The 12,992-nt window shown below is 69.4% G+C and carries 12 protein-coding genes; 8 read left to right on the top strand and 4 right to left on the bottom strand.

The annotated features are described in order from the left end of the window. Nucleotides 1-64: 64 nt before the first annotated feature. Complete coding sequence (locus tag RT282_RS10770; RefSeq protein WP_313313852.1) at nucleotides 65-1,078, bottom strand: DUF58 domain-containing protein; 1,014 nt, start codon at nucleotides 1,076-1,078, stop codon at nucleotides 65-67. Beyond that, a complete protein-coding gene (locus RT282_RS10765) occupies nucleotides 1,078-1,998 on the bottom strand; it encodes a MoxR family ATPase (protein ID WP_313313849.1) in 921 nt (306 codons plus the stop codon). Before RT282_RS10765 ends, RT282_RS10770 begins: the two co-directional genes overlap by 1 nt. A 37-nt stretch (nucleotides 1,999-2,035) precedes the next feature. Here RT282_RS10765 and RT282_RS10760 point away from each other — a divergent pair, with 37 nt between their 5' ends. From RT282_RS10760 to RT282_RS10730, 7 genes are all read left to right on the top strand, one after another. Next, nucleotides 2,036-2,995, top strand: coding sequence for a histone deacetylase family protein (locus tag RT282_RS10760; RefSeq protein WP_312302703.1), 960 nt, complete (start codon nucleotides 2,036-2,038; stop codon nucleotides 2,993-2,995). A gap of 180 nt (nucleotides 2,996-3,175) precedes the next feature. Next, nucleotides 3,176-3,976 carry an enoyl-CoA hydratase gene (locus tag RT282_RS10755; protein ID WP_312302701.1) on the top strand — a complete coding sequence of 267 codons (801 nt, stop codon included), beginning with the start codon at nucleotides 3,176-3,178 and terminating at the stop codon, nucleotides 3,974-3,976. Nucleotides 3,977-4,168: 192 nt separating this feature from the next. After that, the gene (locus RT282_RS10750; protein ID WP_312302699.1) at nucleotides 4,169-4,924 is read left to right on the top strand and encodes an electron transfer flavoprotein subunit beta/FixA family protein; all 756 of its coding nucleotides are present in this window, start codon (nucleotides 4,169-4,171) and stop codon (nucleotides 4,922-4,924) included. A 24-nt stretch (nucleotides 4,925-4,948) separates the two neighbouring features. After that, nucleotides 4,949-5,887, top strand: coding sequence for an electron transfer flavoprotein subunit alpha/FixB family protein (locus tag RT282_RS10745; protein WP_313082396.1), 939 nt, complete (start codon nucleotides 4,949-4,951; stop codon nucleotides 5,885-5,887). 85 nt (nucleotides 5,888-5,972) lie between these two features. Next, the gene (locus RT282_RS10740) at nucleotides 5,973-7,763 is read left to right on the top strand and encodes an acyl-CoA dehydrogenase (protein WP_313313845.1); all 1,791 of its coding nucleotides are present in this window, start codon (nucleotides 5,973-5,975) and stop codon (nucleotides 7,761-7,763) included. Between the two features lie 86 nt (nucleotides 7,764-7,849). Beyond that, nucleotides 7,850-8,809: a nitronate monooxygenase family protein gene (locus tag RT282_RS10735; protein ID WP_313313843.1), complete on the top strand. Its 960-nt coding sequence runs from the start codon at nucleotides 7,850-7,852 to the stop codon at nucleotides 8,807-8,809. Nucleotides 8,810-8,958: 149 nt separating this feature from the next. Further along, a complete protein-coding gene (locus RT282_RS10730; RefSeq protein ID WP_313313841.1) occupies nucleotides 8,959-10,071 on the top strand; it encodes an acyltransferase family protein in 1,113 nt (370 codons plus the stop codon). 59 nt (nucleotides 10,072-10,130) lie between these two features. On the opposite strand, the gene rnk is transcribed toward RT282_RS10730, so the two are convergent. Next, on the bottom strand, nucleotides 10,131-10,538 hold the full coding sequence (gene rnk, locus RT282_RS10725) for a nucleoside diphosphate kinase regulator (RefSeq protein ID WP_313313839.1): 408 nt from the start codon (nucleotides 10,536-10,538) through the stop codon (nucleotides 10,131-10,133). Between the two features lie 294 nt (nucleotides 10,539-10,832). Between rnk and RT282_RS10720 the strand changes: the two genes are divergently transcribed. After that, nucleotides 10,833-11,993, top strand: coding sequence for a PA0069 family radical SAM protein (locus RT282_RS10720; protein ID WP_313313836.1), 1,161 nt, complete (start codon nucleotides 10,833-10,835; stop codon nucleotides 11,991-11,993). 124 nt (nucleotides 11,994-12,117) lie between these two features. Here the strand turns inward: RT282_RS10720 and fghA are convergent, their stop codons facing one another. Continuing rightward, the gene (gene fghA, locus RT282_RS10715; RefSeq protein WP_313313833.1) at nucleotides 12,118-12,981 is read right to left on the bottom strand and encodes an S-formylglutathione hydrolase; all 864 of its coding nucleotides are present in this window, start codon (nucleotides 12,979-12,981) and stop codon (nucleotides 12,118-12,120) included. Nucleotides 12,982-12,992: the final 11 nt, after the last annotated feature.

The following is a 12,992-nucleotide window of genomic DNA, read 5'->3' as shown; positions in this document are numbered from 1 at the left end:
TTTGATTGATAGCTGCTGGCGCTTGCCTGGCAATGGTTGGAGGCTAATTTGATGTAAATAACGGTCAGCACAGCGCCAGCACCTCCAGGCAGCGGCGGCGGTGGGCGGCGCCCTGGGCCGGGCGGATCTCCTGGCCGGGCACGCGCAGACCGTAGTCCAGGCCCAGGCGGTCGGCCTGCAGCACCCAGCTGGCCAGGCGCGAGGCGCGCGCCTCCGGGTCGGGCAGGCCGGTGGCGGCGGCGTCCAGCCACAGCTCGTGGCGCTGGCTCTGGTGCGTGTCGCGGCTGACCAGATCGTCCGAGCCGGTGGCCAGCGCGCGCGCGGCCTTCTTCCAGACCACCAGCTTCATCGGGTCGCCGCGCTGATAGGCGCGCACGCCCTCGAACTCGCCCATGCCGCGCGCGCTGGCGCTGGCGCCGCCGCCGGCCTGCGGCTGGCCGGGCGGCAGGGGCGGGGCCGGCAGCTCCGGGCGCGGGTAGACCAGCACCTGGGCGGCGGGCCGCCACAGCGTCCAGACACGGAAGGTGCCCAGGGGGAAGAGGGTCTGCGCCGTGAGCACCGGCACGTCCTGCAGGCCGCGCCGGGCGGGCGAGAAGGCCACCTGCAGCGTGGCGCTGCCACCCGCCGGCACGTCGGCCACGGCCCACTGGCCGCTGCCGTGCACCGCCAGCGCGATGGCGTGGCGCGGGCTGCGGCGGCGGTTGTGCAGCTGCACCTGCAGCACCGCCGCCGTGCCCAGGAACTGCGGCTCGGGCGCCAGCAGGTGCAGCGACAGGCCGCGCAGCGTCCCGTGGCTCAGGTGCACGCTGGCCGCCACGCTGCCGGCCAGCAAAAAGGTGAGCAGGTAGCCCAGGTTGAGCTGGTAGTTGATGGAGGCGATCAGCAGCACCAGCAGTGTCAGGGCCAGCCCCCAACCCGCGCCCGTGGGCAGGATGTAGATGTTGCCCTGGGTCAGCGTCAGCGTGTCGGTGCGGTGCAGGCGGGCCAGCCACCAGCGGCGCCAGCGCGCGGCCAGGGCGGCGAGCGGGCCGCGCGGGACGTGCGGGACGTGCGGTGTGGGGGCGGTGTGGCCGGCCATCAGGGCAGGGGCACGGCCTGCAGCATGGCGCGCACCTGCTCCACGGCGCCGCGCCCGGCGTCGCCCACGGGCACCAGGCGGTGCGCCACGGTCTGGGGCAGGATGGCCTGCACGTCGTCCGGCGCCACGTAGTCGCGGCCCTCGATCAGCGCCTGCGCCTTGGCCGCGCGCATCAGGGCGATGCCGGCGCGCGGCGACAGGCCCTGCAGGAACCAGCGGCCCGAGCGTGTGGCCTCCAGCAGGTCCTGCACGTAGTTGAGCAGCGGCTCGGCCGCGTGCACGCCCAGCACGCGCTGCTGCAACTGCGCCAGCTGCGGGCCGATCAAAAGTGGCTGCAGGCTCTCGACCATGTCGCGCCGGTCGCTGCCGGCCAGCAGCAGGCGCTCGGCGGCGCGGTCCGGGTAGCCCAGGGAGATGCGCATCAAAAAGCGGTCCAGCTGGCTCTCGGGCAGGGCGAAAGTGCCCAGCTGGTCGTGCGGGTTCTGCGTGGCGATGACGAAGAAGGGATCGGGCAGGGCGCGCGTGGCGCCTTCGACCGAGACCTGCTTTTCTTCCATGGCTTCGAGCAGCGCGCTTTGCGTCTTGGGGCTGGCGCGGTTGATCTCGTCGGCCAGCAGCACCTGGGTGAAGACCGGGCCGGGGTGGAAGGCGAAGGCCTGGCTGCCGCGCTCGTACACCGACACGCCGGTCAGGTCGCTGGGCATCAGGTCAGCGGTGAACTGCACGCGGGCGAATTGCAGTCCGAAGGTGCGCGCCAGGGCGTGCGCCAGCGTGGTCTTGCCCACGCCCGGCACGTCCTCGATCAGCAGGTGGCCGCCGGCCAAAAGGCACGCCACGCAGTCCTGAACCTGGCTGTTTTTGCCCACGATCACCGTGTTAAGCTGGTCCAGAAGCGCTTTGATTTGGTGCTGTGCATGCATGGCGCGACGTTATCCGAAAAATTTGGGGGCAAGAGCAATGAGTGCGGGCAAGACGGGCTATTACTCCCATCGCGACTTCTGGCTGCACGACATGGGCGTGGGACACCCCGAGTGCCCGGCGCGGCTGGACGCCATCGAGGACCGGCTGCTGGCCAGCGGCGTGGCCGATGCGCTGGAGCGGCGTGACGTGCCGCTGGCGTCGCTGGCCGACATCGAGCTGGCGCACGACCGCATGTACATCGCCTCGCTGCGCGGCATGAGCGATCGGCTGATCGAGGAAGAAGAGGCGGGCGGCCCGGCGCACGTGCAGATCGACACCGACACGGCCATGAACCGCCACACCTGGACGGCCGCGCTGCGCGCCGCGGGCGCGGCCCTGGCCGCCACCGACGCGGTCGTGGACGGCGAACTGGAGAACGCCTTTTGCAGCGTGCGCCCGCCCGGACACCACGCCGAGAAGGGCAAGGCCATGGGCTTTTGCTTCTTCAACAACGTGGCAATCGCTGCCAAATATGCGTTGGAGCGCCACCACCTGAAGCGCGTGGCCATCGTCGACTTCGACGTGCACCACGGCAACGGCACGGAGAACATCCTCTCGGGCGACCCGCGGGTGCTGATGGTGGGCATCTTTCAGCACCCGTTCTATCCTTTCAGCGGCGACCAGCACCCGGCCGAGAACATGCTCAACGTGCCCGTGCCGGCCTACACCAAAGGCATGGACGTGCGCGACATCGTCGAGATGATCTGGATGCCGCGCCTGGAGGCCTTCAAGCCCGAGATGATCTTCATCAGCGCCGGCTTTGATGCGCACCGCGACGACGACATGGGCCAGCTGGGCCTGACCGAGCAGGACTACACCTGGATCACCATGCGCATCAAGGATGTAGCGCGGCGTTTTGCCAAAAACCGCATCGTGTCCTGCCTGGAAGGCGGCTACATGATGGGGCCGCTGTCGCGCAGCGTGGAGGCGCACCTGCGCGTATTGGCGGACTTGTGACAACCCCCTGTGCCGCTGCGCGGCTTCCTTCTTCTCTGGCGCGCGCTTGCAGCGCGCTGGAAAGGGGACGGCGCCACTGGACCGGCGAAGCCGGATCCACGGCGCCTGCTGGCATGGGGTGCGCCTAGATTCGCGCGCTGCGTGATGATGACGCGCAGCGCCTCAAAGGAGTAAATACACATGACGACGAACCCCGATGCACTGGTGCTGGTCGAGCGCGACGCGCGTGGCGTCTACACCCTGACGCTGAACGACCCCAAGCGCTTCAACGCCCTGGGCAGCGAGATGCTGGACGCCCTGCAGCACGCCCTTGACGAGGTGGCGCACGACGACGAGGCCCGCGCCGTGGTGCTGGCCGCCAATGGCAAGGCGTTTTGCGCCGGCCACAACCTCAAGGACATGGCCGCCAACCCCGACCTGGCCTGGTACCAGCAGCTGTTCGCCCAGTGCAGCCGCGTCATGCTGTCCATCCACAAGCTGGCCGTGCCGGTCATCGCCCGCGTGCACGGCATGGCCACGGCCGCGGGCTGCCAGCTGGTGGCGCAGTGCGATTTGGCCGTGGCGACACACGAGGCCAGCTTTGCCACCAGCGGCATCCACTACGGCCTGTTCTGCGCCACGCCCAGCGTGCCGCTGGTGCGCAACGTGCCGGCCAAGCGTGCCATGGAGATGCTGCTGACCGGCGACTTCATCGACGCGCAGACGGCGCTGGACCAGGGCCTGGTCAACCGCGTGGTGGCGCCGGGTCGGCTCGATGCCGAAGTCCAGGCGCTGGTGCAGTCCATCGTGGAAAAGCCCCGCGTGGCCGTCGCCATGGGCAAGGCGCTGGTCTACCAGCAGCGCGAGCTGGGCCTGGAGGGTGCCTACCAGCTGGCCGGGCAGGCCATGGCCACCAACATGATGGACGACGCGGCGCAGGAAGGCGCCCGCGCCTTCGCCGAGAAGCGCCAGCCGGCCTGGAAGGCGGCGCACGGCGGCTGAGCCCGGCCGCCTGGCCTGTCGCCTGCCGGACCCGCCGAGCTCGACCCGCTGCGGCGAGGCTGGCATAATTCAGAAAAAGCACGATCGTTCGTTTTAGTTGCTTCGCGGCCTCATGCTGCGCTGCGCAATAGAATGGTCCGGTTTACGTCAACGTCAATCAATCATCCAATCAACATCGAAGGAGCCGCAGCAATGAAGGTCTTGGTCCCTGTCAAGCGCGTGGTGGACTACAACGTGAAAGTCCGCGTGAAATCGGACGGCAGCGGGGTGGACATCGCCAACGTCAAGATGAGCATGAACCCCTTTGACGAGATCGCTGTCGAAGAGGCCGTACGCCTGAAGGAAAAGGGCGTCGCCACCGAGATCATCGCCGTCTCCTGCGGCCCCACGCAGTGCCAGGAAACCCTGCGCACCGCCATGGCCATCGGCGCCGACCGCGCCATCCTGGTGGAGACCCCTGCCGACGCCGACCTGCAGCCCCTGGCCGTGGCCAAGCTGCTCAAGGCACTGGTGGACAAGGAGCAGCCCCAGCTCATCATCCTGGGCAAGCAGGCCATTGACGATGACTCCAACCAGACCGGCCAGATGCTCGCCGCCCTGGCGGACCTGCCCCAGGCCACCTTTGCCAGCAAGGTCGAGGCCGCAGACGGCAAGGTGAGCGTGACGCGCGAAGTGGACGGCGGCCTGGAAACCGTCGCCCTGCAGCTTCCCGCCGTGATTACCACCGACCTGCGCCTGAACGAGCCGCGCTACGTCACGCTGCCCAACATCATGAAGGCCAAGAAGAAGCAGCTGGACACCGTCAAGCCCGAGGACCTGGGTGTGGACATCGCCCCGCGCCTGAAGACGCTGAAGGTGGTCGAGCCCGCCAAGCGCGGCGCCGGCGTCAAGGTTGCCGACGTGGCCGCGCTGGTGGACAAGCTGCGCAACGAAGCCAAGGTCATCTGAAGTTACAAGGGATAGAGACACACCATGACTGCACTCGTTATTGCTGAACACGACAACGCGTCGCTCAAGCCCGCCACCCTCAACGTCGTCACCGCCGCCGCTGCCTGTGGCGGCGATGTGCACGTGCTGGTGGCCGGCGAGAACGCCGGCGCCGCCGCACAGGCCGCTGCGCAGATCGCCGGCGTGGCCAAGGTGCTGCACGCCGATGGCGCGTCCCTGAAGGACGGTCTGGCCGAGAACCTGGCCGCCCAGGTGCTGGCCGTGGCACAGGCCGGCAGCTACAGCCACATCCTGTTCCCCGCCACCGCCAGCGGCAAGAACGTGGCTCCGCGCGTGGCCGCCAAGCTGGACGTGGCCCAGATCAGCGACATCACCAAGGTGGTCAGCCCCGACACCTTCGAGCGCCCGATCTACGCCGGCAACGCCATCGCCACGGTACAAAGCGGCGACAGCGTGAAGGTCATCACCGTGCGCGGCACGGGCTTTGACGCCGCCGCCGCCAGCGGCGGCAGCGCGCAGGTCGAGACCGTGCAGGCCGCGGGCGACTCGGGCAAGAGCAGCTTCGTGGGCCGTGAGGTCACCAAGAGCGACCGCCCCGAGCTCACGGCCGCCAAGGTCATCGTCTCCGGCGGCCGCGCCCTGGGCAGCGCCGAGAAGTTCCAGAGCGTGCTCACCCCCCTGGCTGACAAGCTGGGCGCCGCCATCGGCGCTTCGCGCGCTGCAGTGGACGCCGGCTATGCACCCAACGACCTGCAGGTGGGCCAGACGGGCAAGATCGTCGCGCCCCAGCTGTACATCGCGGTCGGCATCTCCGGCGCCATCCAGCATTTGGCCGGCATGAAGGACTCCAAGGTCATCGTGGCCATCAACAAGGATGCCGAGGCGCCCATCTTCTCGGTGGCCGACTACGGCCTGGAGGCCGACCTGTTCGAGGCGCTGCCCGAGCTGGTCAAGGCGCTGTAACGCCGGCCCCGGAGCGTGAAGGCATCGCTTGCGATGCCTTTTTTTTGACTACTTTGCTGCATTCGTTTGCGTCGTTGAGGACCCCATGAGTTACACCGCCCCCGTCAAGGACATGCTGTTCGCCATCGAGCACCTGGCGAACATCGAGCAGGTCGCGCAGATGCCCGGCTTCGAGGACGCCGGCCTGGACACCGCCGCCGCCGTGCTGGAGGAGTGCGCCCGCTTCAACGAGGGCGTGGTGGCGCCGCTGAACGTGCCGGGGGACCAGAACCCCTCGTCGTGGAAGGATGGCGTGGTCACCACCACGCCCGGCTTCAAGGACGCCTTTGCGCAGTTCGCCCAGGGCGGCTGGCAGGGCCTGCAACACCCGGCCAGCTTCGGCGGCCAGGGTCTGCCCAAGACCATTGGCGCGGCCTGCGTGGAAATGCTCAACAGCGCCAACCTCAGCTTCGCGCTGTGCCCGTTGCTGACCGACGGCGCCATCGAGGCGCTGCTGACGGCCGGCAGCGACGAGTTGAAGGCCACCTACCTGGAAAAGCTGATCTCCGGCCAGTGGACCGGCACCATGAACCTGACCGAGCCCCAGGCCGGCAGCGACCTGGCGCTGGTGCGCACCCGCGCGGAGGCGCAAGGTGACGGCACGTACAAGGTCTTCGGCACCAAGATCTTCATCACCTACGGTGAGCACGACATGGCCGAGAACATCGTGCACCTGGTGCTGGCCCGCGTGGCCGGCGCGCCCGAGGGCGTGAAGGGCATCAGCCTGTTCGTGGTGCCGAAGTTCCTGGTGAACGCGGACGGCTCGCTGGGCGCGCGCAACGACGCGCACTGCGTGTCCATCGAACACAAGCTGGGCATCAAGGCCTCGCCCACGGCGGTGCTGCAGTTCGGCGACCATGGCGGCGCCGTGGGCTACCTGGTCGGCGAGGAAAACCGCGGCCTGGAGTACATGTTCATCATGATGAACGCCGCCCGCTACGCCGTGGGCGTGCAGGGCATCGCCGTGGCCGAGCGCGCCTACCAGCACGCCGTGCAATACGCCCGCGAGCGCGTGCAAAGCCGTCCGGTCGACGGTTCGGTCAAGGGCAGCGCCACCATCATCCACCACCCCGACGTGCGCCGCATGCTGATGACCATGCGCGCCTACACCGAGGGCTGCCGCGCGATGGCCACCGTGGCCGCTGCCGCCTACGACGCCGCGCACCACGACGCGGACGCCGAGGTGCGCAAGGACAACGCCGCCTTCTATGAATTCATGGTGCCGCTGGTCAAGGGCTTCTCCACCGAGATGAGCCTGGAAGTGACCAGCCTGGGTGTGCAGGTGCACGGCGGTATGGGCTTCATCGAGGAGACCGGCGCCGCCCAGTACTACCGCGACGCCCGCATCCTGCCCATCTACGAGGGAACGACCGCCATCCAGGCCAATGACCTGGTGGGCCGCAAGACCGGCCGCGACGGCGGGGCCACGGCCCGTGCCATCGCCGCGCAGATCGAGAAAACCGAGAGCGAGCTGCGCGCCAGCGCCAGCGACGCCGCCCGCTCCATGGCCGAGCGCCTGACCGCCGCGCGCACGGCCTTTTTGGAAGTGGTGGACTTCGTCGTCGGCGCCGCCAAGCAGGACCCCAACGCCGTGTTCGCCGGCAGCGTGCCCTACCTGATGCTGGCCGGCAACCTGGTGGCCGGCTGGCAGATGGCGCGCGCGCTGCTGGTGGCCGAGCGCCTGGCCGCGACGGGGCAGGACGCGGCCTTCATGCAGGCCAAGGTCGCCACCGCGCGCTTCTATGCCGAGCACATCCTGGTGCGCGCCCCGGCGCTGCGCGACGAGATCGTGCACGGCGGCGCCAGCGTCATGCAGCTGCCGCTGGAAGCGTTTTGACCTGCTCTTGAAAAGATAGCTGCCAGCGCTTGCTGCATAAGCGCTGGAGCCGTATTTCATTAAAAATTTCTTCTGGAGACACCCCCATGGCCCTGCCCGCAGCCCTGCAGAAAACCACGTTGCCCGTCATCGGCTCGCCGCTGTTCATCATCAGCAACCCCAAGCTCGTCATCGAGCAGTGCAAGGCCGGCATCGTCGGCTCTATGCCCTCGCTCAACGCGCGCCCGGCCGAGCAGCTGGACGACTGGCTGGCCGAGATCACCGAAACCCTGGCCGCCTGGGACAAGGCGAACCCCGACCGCCCCGCAGCGCCCTTTGCCATCAACCAGATCGTGCACAAGAGCAATGACCGGCTGGAGCACGACATGCAGGTCTGCGCCAAGTACAAGGTGCCGATCATCATCACGTCCTTGGGCGCGCGCGAGGACGTGAACCAGGCCGTCCACGGCTGGGGCGGCGTGGTGCTGCACGACATCATCAACAACAAGTTCGCCCGCAAGGCCATCGAGAAGGGCGCCGACGGCCTGATCGCCGTGGCCGCCGGCGCCGGCGGCCATGCCGGCGTGAAGAGCCCGTTCGCGCTGGTGCAGGAGATCCGCCAGTGGTTCGACGGCCCGCTGGCGCTGTCGGGCTCCATCGCCTCGGGCGGCGCGGTGCTGGCTGCGCAGGCTTGTGGGGCCGACTTCGCCTACATCGGCTCGGCCTTCATTGCCACCGAAGAGGCGCGCGCCAGCGAGGCCTACAAGCAGGCCATCGTCGAGTGCAACTCCGACGACATCGTCTACAGCAACCTGTTCACCGGCGTGCACGGCAACTACCTGGCGCCGTCCATCCGCGCCGCCGGCCTGGACCCGGACAAGCTGCCCGAGTCCGACCCCAGCAAGATGAACTTCGGTGGCAGCGCAGCGGCCAAGGCCTGGAAGGACATCTGGGGCTGCGGCCAGGGCATCGGCGCCATCGACGCCGTAGTGCCCGCGGCCGAACTGGTGGCCCGCCTGCGCCGCGAATACGAAGCCGCCCGCAAGCGTCTGCTGACCGCCGCCTGACGCGGCGCGCCACGCCCGTGGCGCCCGCAAGCCGCCTGCAGAAAATGTGCAGCAGGCGCACAATGCGGACCGCGCCGACCGCAACCGCACGGCCAGCCGGCCCCTGTTCAGGGGCCGGCTTTTTTGATCCCGTTTCCCTTTCCACCCCCATGTCCTCCGCTTCGCGCAGTGCGCTGATCGACTGCACCAAGGCCGTGGCGTGCGCCGCCATCGTGGCCCACCACCTGGCCTTCTACGGCCCGCTGCCGCAGCTGGTGGCGCAGGCAGTGCCGGGCCTGATGGCGGCGCTGGTGGACTACGCGCGCATGGCCGTGCAGGTGTTCCTGGTACTGGCCGGCTACCTGGCCGCCGCCAGCCTGGCGCCGCAGGGCAGCGCGCGCTTTGGCGCGCCGGCGGCCAAGATCGGCCAGCGTTTCGTGCGCCTGGTCGTGCCTTATGCGGTGGCGCTGGTGGTGGTCATCGCCACGTCGGCGGCCGTGCGGCCGTGGTTCGACGACCCGGCCGTGTCGCCCGACCCGGACCTGCCCCAACTGCTGGCCCACGCGCTGCTGCTGCACGGCGTAGCGGGCGAGGAGTCGTTGTCGGCCGGCGTGTGGTACGTGGCCATCGACTTCCAGCTGTTCGCGCTCACCGTGCTGCTGCTGGCCGGCGTGCGCGCCATGGTCCCGCCAGCGCTGCGCGCCCGCGCGGGCCAGGCGCTGGCGGCGGTGCTGGCAGCCGCGTCGCTGCTGGTCTTCAACCGCGACGCGGACTGGGACGTGTGGGCGCTGTACTTCTTCGGCGCGTACGGGCTGGGCATGATGGCCTGGTGGGCGGCGCATGCGGAGCAAAGCGAATCCCGCGGCTGGCTGCTGGCCATGGCCGCCCTGGTGGCGGCGGCGCTGCTGCTCGACTGGCGCGACCGCATCGCACTGGCGGGCGCCACGGCGCTGGCCCTGGGTGGGCTGATGCGCCTGCCGGCGGTGGCGCGCTGGCAGGGTGTGGCGCCGCTGCGCTGGCTGGGGCAGATCTCGTACTCCGTCTTCCTGGTGCACTTCGCCGTGTGCCTGCTGGTCAATGCGCTGGTGAGCAACCTGTGGCCGGACTCGGTGCCGGCTGCCGCTTTGGGCCTGCTGGCCGGCTTTGCGCTGTCGCTGCTGGCCGGATGGGTGCTGTATCAGCGGGTGGAGCGCCATGTGCCCACCTGGCACAAGGCGCTGCGCTGGCAACTGGGGCTGGTGGGCGCGGGGCTGGCGACGGCGCTGCTGGCCGCGCTGCGCTGAAAGGGAAAAACAAAGGCAGCCCGCGGGCTGCCTTGTCACTGGTGGCCGCGGAGCGGTTTTCAGCGGTGCAGTTCGCCCGCGCTCTCGGGCTGGAAGGTGATGGAGTCCACGCGCACCGTGACCTGGCCGGTCGGGCTGGGCATCTGGAATTCGTCGCCCACCGCCAGGCCCAGCAGGGCTATGCCCACTGGCGCGAAGACCGAGACCTTGTCGCCCGAGCCGTCCATCTCGCGCGGATAAACCAGGGTCAGCGTGTTGGCCTTGCCGGTCTCCAGGATGGTGAACTGCACGGTGGAGTTCATGGTCACCACGTTGGGCGGCATGTCCTTGGGGGCAAGCACGTCGGCGCGGTCCAGCTCGGCCTCCAGCTGGTCGCGGCCGGGGAAAGGCGCCGCGGTCTTGTCCAACAGCGCTTCCAGGCGCTCCATGTCCAGGGACGACAGGGTGATGGCGGGCTTGCGCAGCATGATGAGGCTCCGTGAGACGGTTTGTTTGTTCGTGTAGGAGGGACAAAGAAAGTCCCCCGGCGGCGGCCGCGGCGACCCGACCCAGACGGACAAAAGCCCGGGCAACGGGGTTGTCCGGGCCAGAGCGGTGGGTGGGCACCCGAGGGCGCGATGCCGTCCATTGTGCGGCCGGGCCTGCGCTTTGCCAAGCAATCTCATACGGACGCGCTGCGAATTGCGCCAGGCTTGCCAAGGGCGGCCAAACGGCGTAGGCGGGCATTGCGGCAAAATCTGTATGTTTGTACAGTTATTGCCATGAGCCACAACCCCTTCCCCAATGAGCACGATGGTGCTGGGCAAGCTCCCGCCGTCCGCATCCCGGCGCAGGCCGTCAAGGGCCGGGGGGTGGCCGGACGCCTGGCGCACCGCTTCAGCGTGGACCAGCGCGAGGCCTTCGACGACGGCTGGGCCGGGCTGGAGCAGGGCGCTGATGCCGCGCCTCTGCCCGTGCGCACGGAGGTCATCTGGGAGGACGCGCGCAGTGCCCTGACGCGCAACGACTCGCCCGACATCTTCTTCTCGCACTCGGTCAACCCCTACCGCGGCTGCGAGCACGGCTGTGTGTACTGCTACGCCCGGGCCACGCACAGCTACCTGGGCATGTCGCCGGGGCTGGATTTCGAGACGCGCATCATCGCCAAGCGCAACGTCGCCGCCCTGCTGCGCGCCGAGCTGGCGCGGCCCGGCCACCAGCCGAGCGTGATCAACATCGGCTCGGCCACCGACTGCTACCAGCCGGTGGAGCGCGAATTGCGCCTGACGCGCGCGCTGATCGAGGTGCTGGGCGATGCGCGCCACCCTTTTTCGCTGATCACCAAGTCCAGCGGGGTGGAGCGCGATCTGGACCTGATCGCCCCGCTGGCGGCCAACCGGCTGGCCGCCGTCTACGTCACCATCACCACGTTGGACGCGAAGCTGGCCCGCATTCTGGAGCCGCGCGCCGCCGCGCCGCACCGGCGCCTGCGCACCCTGCGCGCGTTGGCCGATGCGGGCGTGCCGGTGGGCGTGAGCGTGGCCCCGCAGATCCCCTTCATCACCGAGGACATGGAGCAGGTGCTGGCCGCCGCGCGCGAGGCCGGCGCCACGCGCGCCTTCTACACCGTGATCCGCCTGCCCTGGGAGGTGGACCCCTTGATGCGCGAATGGCTGCAGCTGCACTACCCCGACCGCGCCGCGCGCGTCATGGCGCGCATCCAGGACCTGCACGGCATCGACGATGCGCAGGCGCGCCAGCGCGGCAAGAGCTACGACAGCCGCCACGCCACGCGCATGAGCGGCACGGGCATCTGGGGCGAGCTGCTGCGCCAGCGCTTTCACAAGGCCTGCGCACGGCTGGGCCTCAACCGCGAGCGCTTTGAGCTGGACCTGTCGCAGTACCAGCCGGGTTTGGCGCGCGGGCAGGGCGCGCTGTTCTGAGAGCCGGGGCTGTCAAAGATGCTGTGCGTCGGGCGCGTTGGGTCTGCGCGAACGCGCTCAACGCCCGACCGGCCGGCAGCGCACGGAAGGTACGCCGGCCGCAACACCCTGAAATGGCCGCCCTTCAGCTGCCCAGCAACTGGCGCGCGTGGTGGCGCAGGTGGTCGTCCATAAAGGTCTGCACGAAGTAGTAGCCGTGGTCATAGCCCTCGTGGCGGCGCAGGGTCAGGGGCTGGCCCACGGCCTGGCAGGCGGCCTCCAGCAGGTGCGGGTGCAGCTGCTCGGCCAGGAATTTGTCGTCCAGGCCCTGGTCGACCAGGATGCCGGCCGGGTAGGGCGCGGCCTGCTGGCCGCTCATCAGTTCGGACGCATCGTGCGCGCCCCAGGCGGCGCGGTCGGGGCCCAGGTAGCCGGTGAAGGCCTTCTCGCCCCAGGGGCAGCGCGTGGGCGCGCAGATGGGGGCGAAGGCCGACAGACTCTTGAAGCGGCCGGGGTGGCGCAGCGCCAGAGTCAGCGCGCCGTGGCCGCCCATGCTGTGGCCGGTCAGGCCCAGGCGCGTGCCGTCGATCGGCAGCTCGTCGGCCACGGCCGGCAGTAGCTCGGCCATCAGCCAGCTTTCCATGCGCCAGTGGGCGGACCAGGGGGCTTGCGTGGCGTCCAGGTAGAAGCCGGCGCCCACGCCGAAGTCCCAGGCGTCGGCCTCGCCCGGTACATCGGCGCCGCGCGGGCTGGTGTCGGGCGAGATGAGGGCCAGGCCCAGCTCGGCGGCCAGGCGCTGGGCGGCGGCCTTCGTCGGAAAGGTCTCCTCGGTGCAGGTTAGCCCGGCCAGGTAGACCACGGCCGGCACGGGCGCGCCGGCCAGGGCCTTGGGCGGCAGGTAGATGGACACGCGCATGGGCAGGCCGGTTGCGTCCGAGGCGTGGCGGTAAAAGCGCTGCTCGCCGCCAAAGCAGGCGTGGGTGCTGAGCAGTTCAAGCGTGGCGGTCATGGGTTGCTCCA

The organism is Pulveribacter sp. (assembly GCF_032079985.1).
GTDB lineage: Bacteria > Pseudomonadota > Gammaproteobacteria > Burkholderiales > Burkholderiaceae_C > Melaminivora.
The sequence above is the reverse complement of the archived record's forward strand: the minus strand, read 5'-3'. Positions and strand labels throughout refer to the sequence as shown.

Bases quoted from the DNA above. Each gene is read 5' to 3' on its own strand.
- RT282_RS10770 (WP_313313852.1), bottom strand. From the start codon at position 1,078: ATGGCCGGCCACACCGCCCCCACACCGCACGTCCCGCACGTCCCGCGC.
- RT282_RS10765 (WP_313313849.1), bottom strand. From the start codon at position 1,998: ATGCATGCACAGCACCAAATCAAAGCGCTTCTGGACCAGCTTAACACG.
- RT282_RS10760 (WP_312302703.1), top strand. From the start codon at position 2,036: ATGAGTGCGGGCAAGACGGGCTATTACTCCCATCGCGACTTCTGGCTG.
- RT282_RS10755 (WP_312302701.1), top strand. From the start codon at position 3,176: ATGACGACGAACCCCGATGCACTGGTGCTGGTCGAGCGCGACGCGCGT.
- RT282_RS10750 (WP_312302699.1), top strand. From the start codon at position 4,169: ATGAAGGTCTTGGTCCCTGTCAAGCGCGTGGTGGACTACAACGTGAAA.
- RT282_RS10745 (WP_313082396.1), top strand. From the start codon at position 4,949: ATGACTGCACTCGTTATTGCTGAACACGACAACGCGTCGCTCAAGCCC.
- RT282_RS10740 (WP_313313845.1), top strand. From the start codon at position 5,973: ATGAGTTACACCGCCCCCGTCAAGGACATGCTGTTCGCCATCGAGCAC.
- RT282_RS10735 (WP_313313843.1), top strand. From the start codon at position 7,850: ATGGCCCTGCCCGCAGCCCTGCAGAAAACCACGTTGCCCGTCATCGGC.
- RT282_RS10730 (WP_313313841.1), top strand. From the start codon at position 8,959: ATGTCCTCCGCTTCGCGCAGTGCGCTGATCGACTGCACCAAGGCCGTG.
- rnk (WP_313313839.1), bottom strand. From the start codon at position 10,538: ATGCTGCGCAAGCCCGCCATCACCCTGTCGTCCCTGGACATGGAGCGC.
- RT282_RS10720 (WP_313313836.1), top strand. From the start codon at position 10,833: ATGAGCCACAACCCCTTCCCCAATGAGCACGATGGTGCTGGGCAAGCT.
- fghA (WP_313313833.1), bottom strand. From the start codon at position 12,981: ATGACCGCCACGCTTGAACTGCTCAGCACCCACGCCTGCTTTGGCGGC.